Source organism: Nocardioides pymetrozini (assembly GCF_046058985.1).
Classification (GTDB): Bacteria; Actinomycetota; Actinomycetes; order Propionibacteriales; family Nocardioidaceae; genus Nocardioides.
Map to the genome: position 1 here is coordinate 24575 of NZ_CP175556.1, position 20835 is coordinate 45409.

The following is a 20835-nucleotide window of genomic DNA, read 5'->3' on the forward strand; positions in this document are numbered from 1 at the left end:
CTTGATCAGTCCTCGGACCGCCGGGACGGATGCACCTGGGCGTCGCGGATCTGCTGCAGCTCGTCTGCCGTGAGCAGGTAGTCGAGCCGGCTAAAGCTCCCGCGCTCACGGCCGTCCATGATGCGCCGGTACTCGGCCAGCATCCGCAGATAGGTGTCGAGCATCGGCCAGTGCGAGTCGCCGCCGTCGGTGCGCTCGATCTGCGGCTGCAGCTCGGTCCAGCGGTCGCCGTCGCGCATCTGGAACTTGACGTAGTCGTCCATGTGGCCCTCGAGCGAGTCGTTGAAGTCGAAGCCCTGGAACTCCAGGGCCCGCGCGAGCTCGTCGTCGACGGGCGTCCCCTCCTCCTCGAGATGGCTGACGCTGTAGGTGAGGATGCGGAACATCTGGAGGATGTCCGACACCCGCCGGCAGTCACGCTTCGACAGCTCCGTGCGGAACCCGGCCACCTCGTAGGAGTACTCGCTGGTGAAGCCGTTCTCCAGGATGCGGGCTCGCATCAGCTGGTAGTCATGGTCGCCGTCCACGTCGTTGGCGTCCTCGGGCAGCACCCGGGCGAGGATCCGGTGCAGCAGCGAGAGGACCTGACGGTCGGCCAGGCGCATCGACTCCGGCGGCTCCTCCTCGCTTCGGCGGCGTCCAAGGTCGTCGCCGTCCATCTTCGGGACCGGCACCACGGCCTCCATGAGCAGGTCGCGCACGTACTCGCTGAGCGTCACGCCTGCGTCGTCGGCCAAGTCCCGCAGTTCGTCGCGGACCCGGTCGTCGACCCTGATGTTCAGAACAGCCACCTCAACCTCCTGTAAGACTGTATGACGCTAAGCGTAGCAGCGTCATACAGCGACCCGGCACGTTGGCTGTTTGGGGGTATCTTGGAAGCGCTGGAGCGCCGCCCTGAGAACTACGCCAAGTCGTACACCGTCGCGTTGCGTGAGGACCTCTTGGGCCCGTTCATCCGCCGGCCTCAGGCGCCTTGGGCGTCCGGGATCACGTCCTTGTCGACCTTGCGAGCGACGTGGATCCAACCGAGGTGGTGTCCACGTCCGAGCGGCGCAGCTCCAGGAGTTCGCCTTGGCGTAGCCCGACGAAGGCGGCCAGAACAATGAGGAGCTTCAGCCGGTCGGGCATCTCGTCGATGATCGTCGTGATCTCATCCAGCGATGCAAGCACGGCGACCCGGTCCCCTAGGCTCGACCGGATCTCAAGCGGTCTCAACTCGCGTCGAGGAATGCCCGGAATCGCTGGTCCAACAAGATCCGATCGGGACGTTCAGAGCGGCGTGTGGGTAGCACCATGAGCTTTCGCGTGTGGAACTCCTGGATGCCGTGGCGGAGCATGGGGCCGTCGACCTCGCGGAGCACCTCGGCGTTGATCCGCACCTCGTAGTCCGGCGTGATGCCGAGGATCCTCCGGTCATAGGCGGCGTGGTGCATCTTGCAGAGTGTGAGCCCGTTGGTGACGACAGGCCGCCCGCCGGCGCCGTCCTCCTGGATGTGCGCAGCGTCGAGCAGGTCGCTGTGCCGGAACGAGCACACCGCGCAGGACGTCCGGTAGGCCCGCAGGACTGCGGCCCGGAAGGGCCGCTGGTGCAGGCGCCGCTTGGTGAGTTGCTGCCGGTACGACGGGTCGAGCTCAAGCTCCGTCGACGGCCAGGTGATGTCGGGCTGAGGGACGGCGTCGATATCAACGACAAACTGGAGGTCGGCTCGCTCCTCGTCAACGAGGTAGATCGGATACAGAGCGCTGTATCCACCGCCTTGGACGCCCAACCACCAGATGAGCGGCAGTCGTTCGATCATCGCCTGCCGCAGGGCGCGGTTCTCGAAGTGGTTGGGGTCGTCGCCCCGCATCTTGTAGCGGTAGAACCCATCCAGGCCGACGGCATCGTCGTAGGGGCGCGTGCTGCCTTCCGGGCGATAGACCGTCCGGATCGACAGAGCGGCGGCCAGTTGTCCCGGCTTCCAGATCCCCTGCTGGGTCGGCATGAGCCGGATGGTTTCCCCGGCGAGGGTCAGCCCACTGGTGTCCTGCTGGGTGAAGGTCTCCTTGCCCTGGGCGCGCTGCCGATCGAGCCACGCGAAGGCGGCATGGCGAATTGCCAATTCACGCAGTCGGTCGGGGGATGTCACAGCGGGATCATTGCAGGCAGACCGTTGGTCCCGGGGCTTCCTGGTGCAGAGTGGACCGAGCGTCCATATCCGCATGCGCCTTGGGCAGCCTCGTCCTCGGCGGCGGGCTGCCATCCGCGGGCTCGACCTCGGTCGACGCGGGCGTATCAGTAGCTCTCTGGAACGGTGCGGCCGCCGGGAACAAGTCGGCTGAGGAGTCGTCCGGGGCCGCCGTCGTTGAACCAGTCGTCGTCGTTGTCACGGCGGAAGCGCCACAGGAGGAAGACGTAGTAGAGGCCGACGGCGAGGGCGATACCGGTCAAGACCCAATCGCGCCGAGCGATGTGTCCGGCGACCTGGAGGAACACGCCGACCAAGGTCGGATAGACGGTGGCATGTTCTATCGTCGCCCACACATATCGCCGGTGCGTCCCCCGCACTGACAACATACGCAGCGTATCGGCTGTGACCGTCGCGACCAGGCATCCGTTCAGCGCCCACACGATCACTGACCAGGCGGTTGTCTCGTAGAACTGCACCGCTGGAACGTACGAGAATCCTCCGACGGAATTCCGGGCGCTATCACTGCGGCTCGGTCGCTCCAAGGGTCGCAGAACGGTGACGGCCGACGGTCACCATGGGACGCAGTTCAAGTGACGGGCTCGACGTTGACGTCCGTCGCCTCCTGCGCCCGCAAGCGGTGAACATCCGCTGACGCCTGACCCACGTCCCTGGCCGTTGTCGGCGGGCCCACCTAGGGTCGCAATATGACCGCTACGCAGTGGACGGCAGACACCCTCCTGGCGCGGTACGACGAGGTGCGCGGGCACACCGAGCGCCTGGCGGCGCCGCTGTCGCCGGAGGACCAGACCGTGCAGTCGATGCCGGACGTGTCGCCCACCAAGTGGCATCGGGCGCACGTGACGTGGTTCTTCGAGACCTTCGTGCTGGCCGACAACGAGGCCGGCTTCGCGCCGTACCAGGACCAGTACTGGTTCCTCTTCAACAGCTACTACGAGGCGGTCGGGCCGCGCTACAACCGCGCCGAGCGCGGGGTGATCAGCCGGCCGGGGGCGCACGACGTCGGGGTCTACCGCGCCAACGTCGACGACCGGATGCGCGAACTCGTCGCCGGTCTCGACCAGGGCACGATCGACAAGCTCGCGGGCACCATCGAGCTCGGCTTCCACCATGAGCAGCAGCACCAGGAGCTGCTGCTCATGGACATCAAGCACGTGTTTTCCCTCAACCCCCTGCGTCCCGTGTACGCCGGCAGCCCGGCCGCGCAGGCCGAGCCCGACCCGCTCGGCTGGGTCGACGTCGACGGCGGCCTGGTCGAGATCGGGCACCGCGGCGCCGAGTTCTCCTTCGACAACGAGCTGCCGCTGCACCAGGTCTACCTCGAGCCGTTCCGGATCGCCGACCGGCTGGTGACCAACGGCGAGTGGCTGGAGTTCATGGCCGACGGCGGCTACCGGCGCCCCGAGCTGTGGCTGTCCGACGGCTGGGCACAGGTGAAGGGGAACGGGTGGCAGGCGCCCTTCTACTGGACCGAGGTCGACGGGGTGTGGTTCGAGCACACCCTGCACGGCACCTTCCCCGTCAACCCGGGCCTGCCGGTCAGCCACGTCAGCCACTACGAGGCCGACGCCTACGCGACCTGGGCCGGCAAGCGGCTGCCCACCGAGGCCGAGTGGGAGCACGCCGTGCGCACCGACACCGACGACGCCGCCGCCCAGCCCACGGGCAACCTCGCCGACACCGAGACCTGGCACCCGCGCCCCGCCGGCCCGGCGAACGGCCGCCTGCGCCAGGTGTACGGCGACTGCTGGGAGTGGACGTCCTCGGCGTACCTGCCCTATCCCGGCTTCCACCCCGCGGCGGGCGCGATCGGCGAGTACAACGGCAAGTTCATGTCCAACCAGATGGTGCTGCGCGGCGGCTGCGCGCTCACCCCGCCGGGCCACGCGCGAGCCAGCTATCGCAACTTCTTCCCGCCCGGCGCGCGATGGGCGCTGTCGGGCCTGCGCCTCGCCGACGGGGTTTCGAGGCTCCCTTCGAGGCTCGCTTCGCTCGCACCTCAGGACGAGCGCAGCGCTCGCACCTCAACCACCGAGGGGGCGCGATGAGCCAGGAGCCCGAGGTCTGCGTCCTGCTCGAGCCCGACTGGGCCAGCGACAGCCTCGCCGCCGACGTACGCCGCGGCCTGAGCCAGGTGCCGCGCACTCTCCCCCCGCGCTGGCTGTACGACGACCGCGGCTCCGCGCTCTTCGACGAGATCACCCGCCTGCCGGAGTACTACCCCTTCGCCGCCGAGCGCTCGATCCTCGAGGCCCATGCCGACGAGATCGTCGCGGCGAGCGGCGCCACCGCGCTCATCGAGCTGGGCAGCGGCACCAGCGAGAAGACCCGCCTCCTGCTCGATGCCTTCACGCGCGCCGGGCAGCTGACCCGGTTCGCGCCGGTCGACGTCGCCGAGGGGACCCTGCGCCAGGCGGCCGCCGACATCGCCGAGCGCCATCCCGGTCTGGAGGTGCTCGCCGTGGTCGGCGACTTCACCCTCCACCTCGCCCACCTCCCGAAGGGCGGGCGGCGGATGGTCGCCTTCCTCGGCGGGACGATCGGCAACCTCTACCGCGAGGAGCGCGCCGCCTTCCTGGGCGCGCTCGCCGACGTCCTCGAGCCGGGCGACTCCGTGCTGCTCGGCACCGACCTGGTGAAGAGCGCCGACCGCCTGATCGCGGCGTACGACGACGCCCAGGGCGTCACGGAGGACTTCATCCGCAACAGCCTGGTGGTGGTCAACCGCGAGCTGGGCGCCGACTTCGACCCGTCGGCCTTCTCCTATGTCCCGTTCTGGGACCCGCACATGGAGCGGATGGACCTGCGCCTGCGCGCGGAGGTGCCGCAGCGGGTGACGATTCCCGGCGCCGAGCTGGTGCTCGACCTGGCGATGGGGGAGGAGATCCGCGTGGAGATCTCCACCAAGTTCCGGGTCAGCCGGATCGCGGGGGAGCTCGAGACCGCGGGCCTCGGCGTCGCCCGGGTATGGACCGACCCGGAGGGCGACTTCGCCCTCACTCTTGCGGTCAAGTCCTGAGCGCGCCGGAGATCTTCCCGCGCGTCGGGGTGGACGAATACGAGACGACGAGGCAGGGTCGGACCTGCGTCGGTTCGCCCGGCGCCATCTCGCGGACACCACATCTCGGAAGGTTGTGAAGTGAAGAGAGCACTGACGATCGTCGCCTCGGTCGCGACGGCCACCGCACTGCTGGTCCCCGGAGGGAGCAGCAGCGCCGCGCCGCAGGCCCAGGACCGGGTGGCCCGGGTGGCGGCCAAGCCCTACACCCCGCCGGTGCCCGTCTGGGGCGCCTGCACCAACGAGCGGCTGGCCAAGGCCGGCGCCCAGTGCGCCATGCTCGAGGTCCCCCTCGACTACGACAAGCCCAAGGGCAAGAAGATCCACGTCGCGGTGAGCCGGATCCTCCACACCGACCCCGACTACAAGGGCATGATCGCCGCCAACCCCGGCGGTCCCGGCGGCTCGGGTCTCGGCATGGCCCGGCTCGGCGCAGCCATCCCCAACGGCGTCGGCGCGAAGTACGACTGGTACGGCTTCGACCCGCGCGGCGTCGGCAGCAGCACGCCGTCGCTGAGCTGCAACCCGAACTACCCGGGCGCGGGCTATGACCGGCCCAACTACGTGCCGAAGCGGAACAAGGACCTGCGCTGGTGGAAGCGCGTCACCAAGAAGTACGCCAAGGCGTGCTCCGAGGCCGACGCCAAGCGCCTGCTCAAGCACATCCGCACCGAGGACGTCGCCCAGGACCTCGAGAGCCTGCGCCGCGCGGTCGGTGCGCCGAAGCTGAACTACTACGGCTTCTCCTACGGCACCTATCTCGGCCAGGTCTACGCGACCCTCTTCCCGAAGAAGGTCGGTCGCTTCGTGTGGGACGGCGTCCTCAACGCGGACAAGGCGTTCTACGAGGCCAACGTCGACCAGAACATCCAGTTCGACAAGAACATCAAGGTCTACTTCAACTGGCTCGCCAAGAACGACGCCGTCTTCGGCCTCGGCACCAGCGGCAAGGCGATCCGCAAGGGCTACTACAAGCTGCTCAAGCGGCTCGACAAGCAGCCGGCCGCCAACGGCCAGCTCGGCCCCGACGAGCTGAGCGACGTCCTGCTCAGCGCCGGCTACTACGTCTACGACTGGAACGCCATCGGCCTGGCCTACGCCAAGCTGGTCAAGACCGGCGACGGCACGGACATCATCGGCATGTACGCCGGTCCCGGCGACGACAACGGCTTCGCCGTCTACAACGCGGTCCAGTGCACCGACGCGCACTGGCCGGGCTGGAAGAAGACCGAGGCCGACGCATGGCGCGTGCACGCCAAGCACCCGTTCCTCACCTGGGGCAACACCTGGTACAACGCCCCGTGCCTGAACTGGCCGGCGCCGTCGCGGGACGCCTTCGACGTCAGCGGCAAGAAGGTGAAGTCGCGGATCCTGATGATCGCCGAGACCAAGGACGCCGCCACGGTGTTCTCGGGTGCGGTCGCCACGCGCAAGAAGTTCCGCACGTCCTTCCTCATCGAGGGCGTGGGCGGTACGACGCACTCCGGCTCGCTGTCGGGCGTCGCCTGCACGGACAACCTGATCGCCAGCTACCTCGACACCGGGGTGCTGCCGAAGCGCAAGAAGAACAAGCGCAGCGACCTCAAGTGCGAGCCCGTGCCGCAGCCGACGGCGAGCGCCTCGGCCCGCGGTGCCGCTCCGCTGGCGGTGGACGACCGGATGCCGGCCGACCTGCGCACGCTGCTGCTCGAGGCCCAGTCCTCGGGCCGCTGAGGCAGCCCACGCCAGAGGTCTGCCGGGAGAGCACGGAACACCCGGGTGGTTGCACCCACGGGCGGGCGTCGACGAACTCGTCGGCGCCCGCCCCCGTTTCCCAGCCGTCATGGCAAGATGCGGCGAGTGAGTGGTGTGGGGAGGGTCGGCGCGATGCTGGCCGGGGTCCTTCTCCTCGCCGCGTGCAGCGAGGAGCCCAAGCCGGTGCACCAGAAGGTGCCCGAGCCCCAGGTCGTGGTGACCGGGTACGACGCCGCCAAGGAGCCCTCGGCCGCGGTGCTGGCGCTCGTGCCCGCCGACGCGACCGTCCTCGAGGTCACCGACTTCGACCAGCTGCGGCTGGTGCTCGGCTTCTCGACCCTCGACGAGGCCACACCCGCCCCCGAGCGGGAGCGCTTCTGGCGGCGGCTGCCGCGGACGGCGGCGCTGTCGCAGGGTCTGCTGCGGCCGGTCGACCGCCGGCTGCGCAGCGAGTTCGCCGTCACCCAGGACGACGTCGCCTGGGAGGCCAGCTGGTCCGGCCCCGACGCCCGGGGCTGGGTGCTCGCCTTCCACGACGACGTCGCGATGGCCGCCGTCCGCCGCGCCGTCGAGGCCGGGGTCGGCCCGCTGGCCGGTGCGGTCGTCGACGACGACCGGCACCTGGTGACCTCCACCCAGCCCCCGGCGGTCGAGGACACCTGGGGCACCGACCCCGCGCTGGTCGCGCTCACCGGCGGCGAGGCGGTCTCGACGTACGTCGAGCGCGGCTGCACCCCCTTCGACACGGTCTTCGGCGCCGGCATGCAGGCGCAGCTCGCCGCGGCGCCGGCCGCCGCGCTGCGGGCGCTGGACGAGCTCGAGGCCTACTCCGTCGCCCTCGGCACCGAGCTGGTGACGGTGCAGCTCGGGGAGAAGCGCAAGGACGCCTTCGACCGCGCGCGGCTGGCCGACGTGATGCCGCCGACCGACCCGGAGTTCGCGCTCGTGATGAGCCGTGCCGTCGCGGACCCGGCGAGCGGACGGCTCGGCTACGTGCTCGCCGACCCGCCGGCGGCCGCGAAGCTCACCCGCGAGCGGCACCTGCCGTTCACCGTCTGCCCGGGCTGACCGGCCGACCCGCCCGGCCGGCGCCCTCCCCCTTACTTTCGGCGAGGGGTCCATCTGGGATCCGAGACACAACCCGCGCAGCGGGCCTTCCGCGCCTCCGCGGCCGCGTCGTCGAATGGAGGTCCAGGTCACACCAGCGGCCTGGACGAGGAGGCCCACCATGACCAGCACGACGCCCGTCACCCGGATGGAGCGGCGCACCATCGACGTCGTACCCACCGCGGAGCGGCACGGCACCCCGCGCAGCCAGTTCACGCTCTGGTTCGGCGCCAACCTGCAGATCACCGCGATCGTCGACGGCGCCCTCGCGGTCGTCTTCGGCGCCGACGCGCTCTGGGCGATCATCGGCCTGCTCGTCGGCAACGTGCTCGGCGGCGCCGTGATGGCGCTGCACTCCGCCCAGGGGCCCAAGCTCGGCCTGCCGCAGATGATCTCCTCGCGCGCCCAGTTCGGCGTGTACGGCGCGGTCATCCCGCTCGTGCTCGTCGTGGTGATGTACCTCGGCTTCGCGGCGACGGGCAGCGTCCTCGCCGGCCAGGCGCTCAGCGAGGGCCTGCACCTCGGTGCGCCGAAGCTCGGCATCGTGCTCTTCGGCGTCCTCACGGCCGTGGTCGCCACGCTGGGCTACCGCTACATCCACCTGATGGGCAAGGTGTCGACCGTCGTCGGCATCGTCGGCTTCACCTATCTCGGCGTGAAGATCGTGGCGGACTACGACGTCACCAGCCTGTTCGGCACCAAGGGCTTCGACATCGTCACCTTCCTGCTCGCCGTCTCCCTCGGCGCCGGCTGGCAGCTGACCTTCGGCCCGTACGTGGCCGACTACTCGCGCTATCTCCCCGCCGACACCCCCGCCACGACGACCTTCTGGGCCACCTTCCTCGGCAGCGTCCTCGGCTCACAGTGGTCGATGACCCTCGGCGCCGTCATCGCGTCCATCCCGATCGCGGCCGGCGGCGCGGGCTTCCTCGGCAACCAGGTCGGGTTCATGGGCGAGCTCGCCGGCGGCGGTCTCGCCGCGCTGGTGATCTACCTCGTCATCGTCTGCGGCAAGCTCGCGGTCAACTGCCTCAACGCGTACGGCGGCCTGATGACCATCCTCACCACGACCTCGGCGTTCACCCGCCGCAGCTCGGTCTCGCCGCTGACCCGCGCGCTGCTGATCGGCGCCTTCCTCGCGGCCTCGGTGGGCGTGGCGCTGTTCGCCTCCGCCGACTTCCTCGACAACTTCAAGAACTTCGTGCTCGTGCTGCTCATGGTGTTCACGCCCTGGAGCGCGATCAACCTGGTCGACTACTACCTGGTCTCCCGCGAGCGGGTCGACGTGCCGGCGCTCTACGACCCGGACGGCCGCTACGGCCGGTGGAACGCGACCGCGCTGGTCTGCTACACGGTCGGCGTCCTCGCGCAGATCCCGTTCCTCGCGCAGAAGCTCTACACCGGTCCGATGACCGAGGCGCTCGGCGGCGCCGACGTGTCGTGGATCGTGGGTCTCGTCGTGACCGCCGCGATCTACTTCGCCTGGGCGCGTCGTACGTCGAACCCGCCCGCCGAGACGATCACGATGCCGGAGGCGGTCGGCGCGGGTCCGGTGCGCTGAGGTCGTCGCAGGGGCGGCGCCGGAGGTTTCGAGGCTCGCTGGCGCTCGCACCTCAACCACCGGCGTCGGCGCGCTCAGTCGGCGGTGAGGTCGGCCAGGCCGTGCAGGTTGCGCGCGGTCGGGGACGTCGGCACCGTCGCCGGGTCCGGGGCGGTGCCGAACAGCCGGTCCGCCGTACCGGCGGAGGTCACGGTGAACCAGTAGTGCTCGCTCTTGTAGTGGTGCAGCCGGTGGTTGCGCCAGATCCGGCGGTACCACGCGGAGCGCGGGCGGTAGTCGCTGTGCAGTAGGTAGTGGGTCCACTCGTAGCCCGACTTCAATGTGTACACCGCGGCCAGGAGGGTGAACATCGACGCCGTCGTCGGGGTGACCAGCCAGGCGAGCGCCGTCCATGCCGGCGCGAGCCACAGCTGCGCCTGCCAGGGGATGAACACCAGCGGGATCGCCCGGGGGTCCGCGTGGTGGGCGCGGTGCTTGCGCGCGAGCAGCGGGTCGAGGGTGACCGGCCCGAGGCGGCGCGGGCGCCAGTGCAGGATGAACACGTGGACGACCCACTCCACCAGCGGCAGGATCGCCAGCAGGCCGAGCGGGATCGCCAGCTCCCACCACGACCCGGGGCCCGCGAGGACCCGGCCGGTGACGGCCGCGGCCAGACAGGTGCCAAGCAGGTACGGACTCGGGTGGCGCCAGAACTCCGCGAGCACCTGACCCAGGGAGAGGCTGGTACGACGAGCGTCGCGCTCGACCTGGCGGGCGGCGAGCTCCTCGACCTCGCGGGGGCTCACTGCTCGGCCCCCATCGCGGCGAAGGCATGGAGCAGGGTCTCGGCGGTCGGGGTGAGCACCCGGGCGGCGGCGGCGCGAGCGGTCGGGGCGTCGCCCGCGCGGACCGCCGCGGCGAGCAGCCGGTAGGGCTCGGCCTCGCCGACCTCGTCGGCCAGGAGGCTGCCCAGGGCCGGCAGGGCCGGCTCGTAGGCGGCGCGCAGGCTGTTGAACATCAGCCGGAAGACCATCGAGTCGGCGCCGTCGACGAGCAGGTCCCAGTAGTCGAGCGCCAGCACCTGCCAGCGGACCGCGTCGGTCGTCGTACCGAACTCCTCGACGAGGGCGTCCAGCGATGCTGCCAGGACGGGGCCGCCGCGCTCGGCGGCGAGCGCCGCGATCCCGGGGCCGACCTCGGCCCGGGCCTCGATCACGCTGCGGGCGACGGAGGTGTCGAGCCGGCCCGCGCGGACCAGCAGCCGGGGCAGCAGGTCCAGCCCCGCCGCGCGGCGGAAGTCGCGCACCAGGGTGGCGCCACCGTGGCGGACCTCCACCAGGCCGGTCTGGGCGATGCGCTGCAGCGCCTCGCGCACCGCGGGCCGGGAGATGCCGAGCACCTCGGCGAGCCGCCGCTCGCTCGGCAGCGGCTCGCCGGCGGGCAGCTCGCCGTCGACCACGTCGTCGAGGAGCTGGTCGAAGACCTGGTCGGAGACGGATCGTCGGGTCACGGGTCGCAGGGCCATGCCGCCCACCGTAGGCCGCCGTGGCCAGGTGGTCAAGTGGTAAGACCAGTCCCGCGAGGTGTGAGATGTGGGGCCGCGAGGTGTGAGTTGTGGGGGTATGAGGTGTGAGTTCTGCCGGGACGCGCCCCCACTTCTCACACCTCGCGCCCCCACTTCTCACACCTCGCGCCCCCACATCTCACACCTCGCGGAGCGAGGGGCCGGGCGTGCCTCGTAGGCTGCAGGGGTGACGCGGTGGTGGAGCATCCGGTTGTGGGGGGCCCACCTGCTCGGGCTGGTCTGCGTCGGGATCGCCGTCGGCATGGGCGGTTGGCAGTACGACGCGTGGCAGGCCCGCCGCGACGCCGAGCGCGTCGACCTGACCCGGTCCGCGCCCGTCCCGATCTCCGAGGTGATCGGCCCCGACGATCCCTTCCCGACCGCCGGGCTGGGCCGGCCCGTGGACGTGCGCGGCACCTTCCTGCCGGAGGGCACGGTCCTGGTCACCGGGCGCGCCGGCGCGGACGGAGCCGAGGGCGCCTGGCTGGTCACCCCGATCACCGTCGGCGCGGCCGACGACCCCGCGATCGCCGTCGTCCGGGGCTGGGTCGCCGACGGCACCGACCCCGCCGACCTGCCCCCGCCGCCGGCCGGCGAGGTCGAGGTCCGCGGCTGGCTCCAGCCGCCGGAGGCGGGCAGCGGCACCGACACCGACCCGGCGGACGACCTCCTGCCCGAGCTGCGGATCGCCGACCTCGTCCAGCGCGTCGACCAGGACCTGTACGGCGCCTACGTGGTGGCCCAGGAGCCGCAGGCCGCCGACGCGGAGGCGGGTGTCGAGGGCGCCACCCTCGACCAGCTGCCCGAGGCGAGCCGGTTCACCGGCCTGCGCAACCTCCTCTACGCCATCGAGTGGTGGGTCTTCGCCGCCTTCGCCGCCTTCATCTGGTTCCGCTACGTGCGCGACGCGACGATCGAGCGCGCCCCCGACGAGCCCGAGCAGCCGTCCGCGCCGCACGAGCCCGGCGGCCCCGGCGTCTCGGCGGCCGAGCCCGGCGCCGTACCCTCGAAGCCGTGACCAAGCTCTTCACCGTCTACCGCGTGCTCGCGCTCGTGGTCGGCGTGCTCCTGCTCGTCGGCACCGTCGGCTCCGTGCTGAAGTACCTGCTCGAGGAGGGGACCACCCTGCAGCGGCTCGGCGACGACCTGACGCCGATCTGGCTGATCCACGGCTGGATCTACATCGTGTACGTCGTGATCGCCTTCCTGCTCACCCAGAAGGCGCGCTGGACCATCCCCCAGCTGCTGCTCATGCTCGTCGCGGGTCTGGTGCCCGGCCTGATCTTCTGGGTGGAGCGCCGGGTCGCCCAGCGCCTGCGCGAGGACAACCCGGAGCTCGCCACGTCCTGACCCGGGGGAACGGCCCAGGGACGGTGAGGTCGGATTCCCGCCAGCATCAGGGAGTCCGCCTTCCTACGGTCGTCGACATGACGACCCCTGACGCCGTAGACCTCGCACTCCGTCCGGAGGAGGCGGGCCCGACCCGCGGACTCGTGGTGCTCCTCGCCGCGGCCGCAGCGCTCGGCACGTCGACCGTGTACCTGCTGCACCCCGCGGTCGCGGACGTCGCGCACACCCTCCGGACGGATCTCGCCACCGTCGGTCTGGCCCTCGCCGGGGGACCGGTGGGCTACCTGCTCGGGCTGGTCCTGCTGGTCCCGCTCGTCGACCGGCACCCGCCGAACCGGCTCCTCGCCGCCGCTTTCGCGAGCCTCGCCGCGACCCTGGTGCTGACGGCCGGCGCAGCCCTCGTGGGGGCCGTGGGTGGCGTGGTGGTGATCTGCGTGGCGCTGGGACTGACCGGAGGGTTCTCGGCGGTCGGCGCGGCGCTCAGCTCGCTCGCCGGCCGGCTCACCCCCGCACACCGGCGCGCGACGGTGCTGGGCGTGGTCACGGCGGGCATCGCGGCCGGCATCCTGGCAGGCCGGGTCGTGGGTGGCTGGCTGACCGAGCTGCTCGGCTGGCGCGAGATGCTCCTCTGGGTCGCCCTCGCCTGCGCGGTGGCAGCCGTGGGCTGCCTGCGCATGCTGCCGAGCAGCGCTGCGGGAACCGGGCGCGACCTCCTCGCCGGCCTGCGCAGCCTGCCGGCGGTGCTCCTCCGGTACGGCGAGCTGCGGCTGGCCGCCGTACGCGGCGCGCTCTGGTTCTTCGCGTTCTGTGCCCTGTGGGCCGGTCTGGCGGTCGCGCTGTCCCAGCCGCCGTACTCCCTCTCGGCGGAGCGGATCGGCCTCTACGCGCTGGCGGGCCTCTCCGGGATCGCCGCGACCCCGCTCGCCGGGATCTGGACCGACCGCGTCGGTCCCCGCCGCGTGATCCTCGTCGGCCTCGCCCTGGCGGGTCTCGCCGCGGCGGGGTCGGCCTTCGCGCTCGGCAGTCCGGTCGTCGTCCTGGCCTGCCTGGCGGCGGTCGACGCCGGCCTGTTCGCCGCCCAGGTCGCCAACCAGAGCACCGTCCTCGCCATCGACCCGGCCGCGCCGGCCCGGTTCAACAGCGCCTACATGGCGGTGTACTTCGTCGGAGGGAGCGCCGGCACGGCGTGTGGCGCGCTGGTGGCGGACCGGTCGGGCTGGCCCTTGGTCGTGGCGCTGGTCAGCGCGGCGATCGGCCTCGCCGCGGCGCTGACGCTGCGCGGACGTGCGGCCGCCGGCCGAGGCTGAGGTGCGCCGCCCCCGCCCTCCGCGGGCTCAGCCGCGCGGCTCCTCGGGGAGCGGGTCGGTCAGCGGGTCCGGCGCCGGCGGCGGCGGGACCTGGTCGGGCTCGTCGATCGGCTCGGGCGCGTTGTCGACGAGCAGCTCGTCGGGGGCCGGCGCCGGCGGAGCCGGAGGCACGGGGGGCGCCGGCGGCTCCGGGGACTCCGGGGGCAGCGGCGGGGTCGGCGGGAGCGGGTCGGTCGGCTCCGCCGGCGACGTCGTCGAGGTCGTCGAGGTGGTCGAGGGGGTCGGGCTGGAGGGAGTGGTCGGGGTGGTCGGCTCCGGGGCGGACTGCCACGGCGACCCGTCGCCACCGGCCTGCATCCGCTTGGCCACCGCCGACACGAGCGCCCCCAGCGCCCCGAGGACCACCAGCTTCTTCAGCTTTCCCATCCCGAGCTCTCCTTCGCGGTGCAGTGCCTGAGTCGTCCGTCGGCCACGGTTCGTGGCCGATGCTCCATCCCACCACGTCGACCCCGGCGCGTACACCCGCGGTCAGTAGGATCGAGTCCGTTCCCATCATCATCCGAACCGCATCCCCACAGCTCGAGACGAGGCACTTCCATGGCAGAGCAGCAGGCCGTCCTGAAGACGAACAAGGGCGACATCACGCTCAACCTGTTCCCCAACCACGCGCCGGAGACCGTCGCCAACTTCACCGGCCTGGCCTCCGGCGAGAAGGCGTACGACGCCGGGAACGGCCGCACCGGCAAGTTCTACGACGGCCTCACCTTCCACCGGGTCATCCCCGGCTTCATGATCCAGGGCGGCTGCCCGCTCGGCACCGGCACCGGCGGGCCCGGCTACACCTTCAAGGACGAGCCCCACCCCGAGCTGGTCTTCGACAAGCCCTACCTGCTCGCGATGGCGAACGCCGGCCCCGGCACCAACGGCTCGCAGTTCTTCATCACCGTCGGCCCGACCACGTGGCTGAACTTCAAGCACACCATCTTCGGTGAGGTCGCCGACCAGGCCGGCCGCGACGTCGTCGACGCCATCGCCGGCGTCCAGACCGGCCCGATGGACCGGCCGGTCGAGCCGGTCGTCATCGAGTCCGTCGAGCTCGTCGGCTGACGCACGCGCGATGACCACCCCTCCGGTCGGAGTGCCGACCTGCTACCGGCACTCCGACCGTGAGACCTGGATCCGCTGCCAGCGCTGCGAGCGGCCGATCTGCCCCGACTGCATGCGCGACGCGGCGGTCGGCTTCCAGTGCCCCGACTGCATCGCGGAGGGCCGCGCGTCCGTGCGGCAGGCGAAGACGGCGTACGGGGGCCAGATCTCGGCCAACCCCGGCCTGACCTCCCTGGTCCTGATCGGCATCAACGCGGTCGTGTGGATCGCGATCATGGCCACCGGCGAGCGCACCAGCCGGCTGGTGGACTACCTCGCCCTGCGGGCGCGAGGCCTGTGCTCCGACGGCGAGGGCTATGCGATCGCCACCCAGCAGGCCTGCGAGGCCGCCACGTCGACGTACTGGGTGCCCGGCGTGAGCGACGGCGGCCTCTGGGAGCTGCTGACCAGCCTCTTCGTGCACGTGCAGCCGCTCCACCTCGGGTTCAACATGCTCGCCCTGTGGGTGCTCGGCCCGCAGCTCGAGTCCGTCCTCGGCCGCGCGCGCTATCTCGCGCTCTACCTGCTCGCCGGGCTGGCCGGCTCCGTCGCCGTCTACTGGCTGTCCGCGGAGTTCGGCACCACCCTCGGCGCCTCGGGCTCGGTCTTCGGCCTGATGGGCGCCCTCGTCGTCGTCGGCATCAAGCTCGGCGGCAACGTGCAGGGCCTGCTCTTCTGGATCGGCCTCAACCTGGTGATCACCTTCGCCGTCCCCAACGTCTCCTGGCAGGGACACTTCGGCGGCCTGCTCGGCGGCGCCGCGATCGCCGCGGTCCTGGTCTACGCGCCGCGGGAGCGTCGTACGGCGGTCCAGGTGGCGGGCCTCGGCGCGATCACGGTGCTGCTCCTCGCGGCCGTCGCCCTGCGCACCCTCACCCTCACCTGACCCGCCAACTTCTGCCGGTGGGAGTTGTCCCCAGGGTTCTCCACCGTTGTGGAGGAATCACACGCGTGTAGTTCTCCCCAGCTGTGGAGATCCCTGGGGAAAAGCGGCGCCGCGCCGGGGACCCAGGAGGTCCGCCGGCGCGGCGCGTGCGTCGTACCCGGGGGCCTACTCCCAGCGGGTGGCGTAGGCGAAGCCCACCGCCATGAACCCGATCCCGACGAAGAGGTTCTTCTGGCCGAGGTCGTTGAGGATCGGGATGTCCTTCGGGTCGTTGCCGGTCAGGAAGATGTAGAACACGCAGATCCAGACCAGGCCGACGATGAAGCACGCCAGCATCGCGACCACCACGCCGCGGCCGCGGCCGAGCGGGGTGGACGGGTGTGCGGCCACCATCAGGCCGAGGAAGAAGGCGATGAAGCCGATCAGGTAGTTCTTGCCCTCGAGGTCGGCGAAGAAGGAGGGGCCGCCGGGCTGGCGCACCTTGCCGTTCTCGCCGATGCTGCCGAAGCCGTCGGTGGGCCGGATGCCGAAGTAGTAGTAGAGGATCCACCCGATGCCGCCGAGGATGAGCAGCAGCGCGATCGCGAACCGCAGGCTCATCACCGGGCCGCGCTCCGGGTCGCCGAAGACCTCGCGCTCCTTGCGCTTCGACAGGCGGGACGACTTCGCCACGGGTGGCTCCTCGATCAGGTTCAGTGGTGGTGGACACTGTCAGTATGACGGGTGCCCACGCCGGAGGTACGACGGGCCGCCGACCCGAGGCGGCGCGCCGCTCGCGCGCCTGGCGGGTGGGCACACCCGTCGTGGTGCTGCTGAGCGGCGCCCTGCTCGCGGTCTCGGCCACGAACAGCGAGGGCTCCGACCTGCGGCCGGGCCGCTACACCGACCTCGCGGGACTGGTCGCGGGGGAGGCCGCGGACTACCGCAAGGTCGAGAACCGCTACCAGGACCTCTCCGATCAGGTGGAGGGCCTCTCGGCCGGCGTCGGCGACAAGGGGGTGCGCGACGCACGCCGCGAGATCGCGAAGCTGCGCGACCCCGCCGGCATGACCCCGCGCTCGGGGCCCGGCCTGCGGATCACCCTCTCCGACGCGCCCGAGGAGCGCCTCGACGCGGCGTTCGAGCGCAACCAGGGCCTCGAGCCCGAGGACCGGATCAGCCTCAACCGCTTCCTGGTCCACCAGCAGGACATCCAGGCCGTCGTCAACGCCCTGTGGACCGGCGGCGCCAGCGCCGTCACGATCGCCGGCCAGCGGGTCATCTCCACCACCGGCATCCGCTGCAAGGGCCCGGTCGTGCAGCTCCAGGGCGAGCCCTTCCCGCAGCCCTATGTCATCGAGGCCGTCGGCGACCCGGAGGAGCTGTACTCCTCGCTCGACGCCGACCCGATCGTCACCGGCTACCGCAAGGACGCCGCGAACCCGCTCATCGAGATGGGCTGGTCGCTCGAGGTCGAGGAGCGGGTCGACGCCCCGGCGTACGACGGCGTGGTCGACCTGCAGTACGCGCAGCCGCTGCGCTGAGCCGGGCTCAGGGTCGGATCCGCGCCAGCGGGTTGAGCGGGTCGGTGTTGGCGGCGACCTCGTCGCCGTCCAGCTTTCCGTCGCCGTCGGTGTCGGGGTTGGTCGGGTCGGTGCCGCGCGTGGTCTCGTCGGGGTCGGGGAGACCGTCGCCGTCGGTGTCGGTCACGGGCGGCGGCGGCTCGTAGACCGAGACGAAGATGATCACCTCGGTGCCCTGCGGCCGGGGTCCCTCGCCCGGGATCTGCTCGGTGACGCGGCCCTTCTTCTGGCTGGAGTCGTCGGCGCGGGCGTCGCGGACGACCGGGACGAACCCGGCCTCCTTGATGCGCGCTCGGCGTCGGCCTGCTTCATCCCGACCACGCTCGGCACCGTCTCGGGGCCGTCGGAGATGCACAGCTCGACGGTGGCGTCCCGGTCGACCTGGGTGTTGGCCGGCGGGTTCTGCTCGACCACGGTGCCCTTGTCGTCGTCGGTGTCGCACTCGCGCTCACTGATGTTGCGCTGCGCGATCCCGGCGGCGACCAGGGACTGGATCGCCGCGCGGCGCTTCTGCTCGAGGACCGACGGCAGCGGGAACTGGCCGGGCCCGAGGGAGACGACGAGGTTGACCTTGGAGTCCGGGGGCACGAAGTCGTCGCCCTCCGGATCCTGCTCGACCACCAGTCCGGCAGGGATGGTGTCGTCGTTGCGCACCGTGACCGTGCCGACCTCGAAGCCGGCGTCGCCGATCGCGTTGCGCGCGTCGTCCTCGCTCATCCGGATCACGTTCGGCACCCGTACGTCGACCGGGGTGTTGTCGAACAGTCGCGGGAGCACGAAGAAGGCGGTGCCGATGAGTGCGGCGACCAGGACGCCGAGGAGCACCCACAGGGTCGCGCGGCTGCGTCGGTCGCTGTCGCGGTCGGCCGGCAGCGGCCGGCGGACCGCGGTCGCGTCGTCGGCGTGCTCGACCGGCGCGGGGCGCGGGGTGACGACCGAGGTCTCGCTGGTGACCGGCGGCAGCACCGCCTGCACCGGCCGCCCGGCGAGATAGCGCTCGATGTCGGCGCGCATCTGGGCCGCCGACTGGTACCGGTCCTCGACCCGCTTGGCCAGCGCCTTCATCACGATGGCGTCGACCTCGGGGGTGAGGTCGTCCTCGTGCCGCGACGGCGGGACGGCGGGCTCCCGGACGTGCTGGTAGGCCACGGCCACCGGGGAGTCGCCGACGAAGGGCGGGCGCCCCGTCAGCAGCTCGTAGAGCAGGCAGCCGGCGGAGTAGACGTCGGAGCGGGAGTCGACGGTCTCGCCGCGGGCCTGCTCGGGCGAGAGGTACTGCGCGGTGCCGACCACGGCGGCGGTCTGGGTCATCGACGACTGGGCGTCGCTCATCGCGCGGGCGATGCCGAAGTCCATCACCTTGACGTCGCCGGACGGGGTCAGCATCACGTTGCCCGGCTTGATGTCGCGGTGGATGATCCCGGCCCGGTGGCTGTAGTCGAGCGCCGACAGCACGCCGCTGGTGATCTCCAGCGCGCGCTCGGGCAGGATCTTGCGGCCCTCGCGGAGGATGTCGCGCAGGGTCCGCCCGGCGACGTACTCCATCACGATGTAGGGCACCACCTCGGTGCTGCCGTCGGGATGGGTGGTGCGCTCCTCGCCGGTGTCGTAGACCGCGACGATCGCCGGGTGGTTGAGCGAGGCCGACGACTGCGCCTCGCGGCGGAACCGGGCCTGGAAGGTCGGGTCGCTGGCGAGGTCGGTGCGCAGCCGCTTGACCGCGACCACCCGGCCGAGGCGGGTGTCGGTGCCCTTGCGCACCTCGGCCATGCCGCCGCGGCCGAGCAGCTCGGCGAGCTCGTAGCGGCCGCCGACGACCGTCCGGTGCGCTCCCGGCTCCTGGGGAGGGATGGTCACTGGGCACCCCCGGTGAGGTCGGTGGCGGCGGTCGGCAGGGTGATCGGGTCGGTGGGCCGGGTCGGCTCCGTGGTCGGCTCCTCCGGCTCGGCGGCGCCCCAGTAGAAGACGACGATGGAGTCGCCCTTCTCGAGGGTGCCGTTGCGGGAGAAGCGGGACACCGTGCCCTCCTCGCAGGTGCCGTCGTTCTCCCGGGAGTCCTCCTCCCAGGTGACCTTCAGCCCGTCGGCGCGCAGGTCGTCGACGGCCTCCTGGTAGGGACTGAAGCAGGTGTACTGCTCCTGGTCGACCTCGACCGTCTCCGGGGCCTCACTCGTCGGCTCCGTTGTGGGCTCCGTCGTGGGCTCCGTGGTCGGCTCGGTGGTGGGCTGCGTGGTCGGCGTCGTGACCGGCTCGTCCACGACCGGGTCCTCGTCGTCCCCGCCGCCGAGCAGCAGGATCGCCGCGACGACCGCGGCGATCACCAGCGCGATGACGGCGAGCGCGATCGGCCACGGCGACCTGCGCTCGTCCTCGTCGTCGGCGGCGGTCCGGGTCTCGCCGGTGTACGCCGCCGGGCTGTCCAGGCGCCGCATCGGCTGGGACGGCTCGGGGGTGGGGACGGGGACGGGCACGGGCGGCACCACCCCGGTCAGCACTCGGGTGTGGGCGTCCTCGTCGTCCGTCGCCGCGGCCGCGGCCACCTCGGGCGAGCGCAGCGCCTCCGCGAAGGCCGCGCCGTCGGCGTACCGCTCGGCGGGGTCCTTGGCCAGCGCGCGGCGGACCACCGCGGCGAGCGGACCCGGGATGTTCGGTGGCAGCTGGGGGACCGGCTGCTGGAGGTGGGCGAGCGCGGTCGCGACCGGCGTCTCCGCCTCGAACGGGCGCCGCCCGGCCAGGCACTCGAAGGCGACCACGCCGAGGGAGTAGACGTCGGAGGCGGGGGTCGAGGGGTTCCCGCGGGCCTGCTCGGGGCTGAGGTACTGCGGCGTGCCCATCACCGAGCCGGTGCGGGTCAGGGCCACCGCGTCGAGGGCGCGGGCGATGCCGAAGTCGGTGATCTTCACCGTCCGGTCGGGGGTCACCAGCAGGTTGGCGGGCTTCACGTCGCGGTGCACGATGCCGGCGCGGTGCGCGACGCCGAGGGCGTCGGCGGCCTGGGCCATCAGGTCCTGCACGACGCCGGCGTCCAGGGTGCGCCCGCTCGAGCGGGCGTTGGACAGCAGCGTCGACAGGGGCTGGCCGTCGACCAGCTCCATCACGAGATAGGGCGGCAGCGCGCCGGCGGACCCGGCCGCGTCGCCGTCGCCGGAGCCGTAGTCGTAGACGCCGGCGATGCCGGGGTGGTGCAGGGCGGCGGCGCTGCGGGCCTCGCCCTCGAAGCGGCTGCGGAAGGTCGGGTCGTCGGCGTACTCGGGCTTGAGGACCTTGACCGCGACCGGGCGACCCAGCCGGGTGTCGGTGGCGCGCCACACCACCCCCATGCCGCCGGTGGCGATCATGGAGTCCAGGCGGTAGCGGCCGGCCCGGTCGGCGTACCTGGTCTGCTCGCTCAC

The 20835-nt window shown here is 71.7% G+C and carries 22 protein-coding genes; 11 read left to right on the forward strand and 11 right to left on the reverse strand.

The window, feature by feature from the left end; genetic code table 11:
- Positions 1 to 5: 5 nt before the first annotated feature.
- The 4 genes from ACJ5H2_RS00110 to ACJ5H2_RS00125 all read right to left on the reverse strand — a co-directional run bounded on the left by ACJ5H2_RS00110 (position 6) and on the right by ACJ5H2_RS00125 (position 2647).
- Entirely contained in the window at positions 6 to 791 is a 786-nt protein-coding gene (locus ACJ5H2_RS00110) for a YfbU family protein (RefSeq protein WP_408897525.1), read from the reverse strand.
- Positions 792 to 987: 196 nt separating this feature from the next.
- On the reverse strand, positions 988 to 1170 hold the full coding sequence (locus tag ACJ5H2_RS00115) for a hypothetical protein (protein WP_408897526.1): 183 nt from the start codon (positions 1168 to 1170) through the stop codon (positions 988 to 990).
- Positions 1171 to 1211: 41 nt separating this feature from the next.
- Complete coding sequence (locus tag ACJ5H2_RS00120) at positions 1212 to 2129, reverse strand: HNH endonuclease (protein WP_408897527.1); 918 nt, start codon at positions 2127 to 2129, stop codon at positions 1212 to 1214.
- Positions 2130 to 2275: 146 nt separating this feature from the next.
- Positions 2276 to 2647 (reverse strand): hypothetical protein, encoded by a 372-nt coding sequence (locus tag ACJ5H2_RS00125; protein WP_408897528.1) that lies wholly within the window; start codon positions 2645 to 2647, stop codon positions 2276 to 2278.
- A 228-nt stretch (positions 2648 to 2875) separates the two neighbouring features.
- On the opposite strand from ACJ5H2_RS00125, the gene egtB reads away from it, so the two are divergent.
- From egtB to ACJ5H2_RS00150, 5 genes are all read left to right on the forward strand, one after another.
- On the forward strand, positions 2876 to 4237 hold the full coding sequence (gene egtB / locus ACJ5H2_RS00130) for an ergothioneine biosynthesis protein EgtB (protein ID WP_408897529.1): 1362 nt from the start codon (positions 2876 to 2878) through the stop codon (positions 4235 to 4237).
- Positions 4234 to 5208: an L-histidine N(alpha)-methyltransferase gene (gene egtD / locus ACJ5H2_RS00135; RefSeq protein WP_408897530.1), complete on the forward strand. Its 975-nt coding sequence runs from the start codon at positions 4234 to 4236 to the stop codon at positions 5206 to 5208. The genes egtB and egtD overlap by 4 nt, the downstream gene beginning before the upstream one ends.
- Before the next feature lie 120 nt (positions 5209 to 5328).
- A complete protein-coding gene (locus ACJ5H2_RS00140; RefSeq protein WP_408897531.1) occupies positions 5329 to 6960 on the forward strand; it encodes an alpha/beta hydrolase in 1632 nt (543 codons plus the stop codon).
- A gap of 153 nt (positions 6961 to 7113) precedes the next feature.
- Complete coding sequence (locus ACJ5H2_RS00145; RefSeq protein WP_408897532.1) at positions 7114 to 8049, forward strand: hypothetical protein; 936 nt, start codon at positions 7114 to 7116, stop codon at positions 8047 to 8049.
- A gap of 160 nt (positions 8050 to 8209) precedes the next feature.
- Positions 8210 to 9649 carry a purine-cytosine permease family protein gene (locus ACJ5H2_RS00150; protein WP_408897533.1) on the forward strand — a complete coding sequence of 480 codons (1440 nt, stop codon included), beginning with the start codon at positions 8210 to 8212 and terminating at the stop codon, positions 9647 to 9649.
- 74 nt (positions 9650 to 9723) lie between these two features.
- Here the strand turns inward: ACJ5H2_RS00150 and ACJ5H2_RS00155 are convergent, their stop codons facing one another.
- Together ACJ5H2_RS00155 and ACJ5H2_RS00160 are read right to left on the reverse strand one after the other, a co-directional pair.
- Positions 9724 to 10434 (reverse strand): sterol desaturase family protein, encoded by a 711-nt coding sequence (locus ACJ5H2_RS00155; protein ID WP_408897534.1) that lies wholly within the window; start codon positions 10432 to 10434, stop codon positions 9724 to 9726.
- Entirely contained in the window at positions 10431 to 11153 is a 723-nt protein-coding gene (locus tag ACJ5H2_RS00160; RefSeq protein WP_408897535.1) for a FadR/GntR family transcriptional regulator, read from the reverse strand. The genes ACJ5H2_RS00155 and ACJ5H2_RS00160 overlap by 4 nt, the downstream gene beginning before the upstream one ends.
- A gap of 226 nt (positions 11154 to 11379) precedes the next feature.
- Here ACJ5H2_RS00160 and ACJ5H2_RS00165 point away from each other — a divergent pair, with 226 nt between their 5' ends.
- From ACJ5H2_RS00165 to ACJ5H2_RS00175, 3 genes are all read left to right on the forward strand, one after another.
- On the forward strand, positions 11380 to 12210 hold the full coding sequence (locus ACJ5H2_RS00165) for an SURF1 family protein (RefSeq protein WP_408897536.1): 831 nt from the start codon (positions 11380 to 11382) through the stop codon (positions 12208 to 12210).
- Positions 12207 to 12542, forward strand: a complete 336-nt coding sequence (locus ACJ5H2_RS00170) for a DUF3817 domain-containing protein (RefSeq protein WP_408897537.1) — start codon at positions 12207 to 12209, stop codon at positions 12540 to 12542. The genes ACJ5H2_RS00165 and ACJ5H2_RS00170 overlap by 4 nt, the downstream gene beginning before the upstream one ends.
- 77 nt (positions 12543 to 12619) lie before the next feature.
- Positions 12620 to 13849: an MFS transporter gene (locus ACJ5H2_RS00175; protein ID WP_408897538.1), complete on the forward strand. Its 1230-nt coding sequence runs from the start codon at positions 12620 to 12622 to the stop codon at positions 13847 to 13849.
- 27 nt (positions 13850 to 13876) lie between these two features.
- On the opposite strand, the gene ACJ5H2_RS00180 is transcribed toward ACJ5H2_RS00175, so the two are convergent.
- A complete protein-coding gene (locus tag ACJ5H2_RS00180) occupies positions 13877 to 14275 on the reverse strand; it encodes a hypothetical protein (protein WP_408897539.1) in 399 nt (132 codons plus the stop codon).
- Between the two features lie 171 nt (positions 14276 to 14446).
- On the opposite strand from ACJ5H2_RS00180, the gene ACJ5H2_RS00185 reads away from it, so the two are divergent.
- Both ACJ5H2_RS00185 and ACJ5H2_RS00190 read left to right on the forward strand, forming a co-directional pair.
- Positions 14447 to 14956, forward strand: coding sequence for a peptidylprolyl isomerase (locus ACJ5H2_RS00185; protein WP_408897540.1), 510 nt, complete (start codon positions 14447 to 14449; stop codon positions 14954 to 14956).
- Positions 14957 to 14966: 10 nt separating this feature from the next.
- The gene (locus ACJ5H2_RS00190; protein ID WP_408897541.1) at positions 14967 to 15881 is read left to right on the forward strand and encodes a rhomboid family intramembrane serine protease; all 915 of its coding nucleotides are present in this window, start codon (positions 14967 to 14969) and stop codon (positions 15879 to 15881) included.
- A gap of 165 nt (positions 15882 to 16046) precedes the next feature.
- On the opposite strand, the gene ACJ5H2_RS00195 is transcribed toward ACJ5H2_RS00190, so the two are convergent.
- Positions 16047 to 16553, reverse strand: coding sequence for a cell division protein CrgA (locus tag ACJ5H2_RS00195; RefSeq protein WP_408897542.1), 507 nt, complete (start codon positions 16551 to 16553; stop codon positions 16047 to 16049).
- A gap of 44 nt (positions 16554 to 16597) precedes the next feature.
- On the opposite strand from ACJ5H2_RS00195, the gene ACJ5H2_RS00200 reads away from it, so the two are divergent.
- Positions 16598 to 17404: a DUF881 domain-containing protein gene (locus tag ACJ5H2_RS00200; RefSeq protein WP_408897543.1), complete on the forward strand. Its 807-nt coding sequence runs from the start codon at positions 16598 to 16600 to the stop codon at positions 17402 to 17404.
- A gap of 7 nt (positions 17405 to 17411) precedes the next feature.
- Here ACJ5H2_RS00200 and ACJ5H2_RS00205 read toward each other — a convergent pair whose 3' ends face one another.
- The 3 genes from ACJ5H2_RS00205 to ACJ5H2_RS00215 form a co-directional block, all read right to left on the reverse strand.
- The gene (locus ACJ5H2_RS00205; protein ID WP_408897544.1) at positions 17412 to 17609 is read right to left on the reverse strand and encodes a hypothetical protein; all 198 of its coding nucleotides are present in this window, start codon (positions 17607 to 17609) and stop codon (positions 17412 to 17414) included.
- On the reverse strand, positions 17606 to 19213 hold the full coding sequence (gene pknB / locus ACJ5H2_RS00210; RefSeq protein WP_408899670.1) for a Stk1 family PASTA domain-containing Ser/Thr kinase: 1608 nt from the start codon (positions 19211 to 19213) through the stop codon (positions 17606 to 17608). Before pknB ends, ACJ5H2_RS00205 begins: the two co-directional genes overlap by 4 nt.
- An 83-nt stretch (positions 19214 to 19296) precedes the next feature.
- Positions 19297 to 20835 (reverse strand): serine/threonine-protein kinase, encoded by a 1539-nt coding sequence (locus tag ACJ5H2_RS00215; protein WP_408897545.1) that lies wholly within the window; start codon positions 20833 to 20835, stop codon positions 19297 to 19299.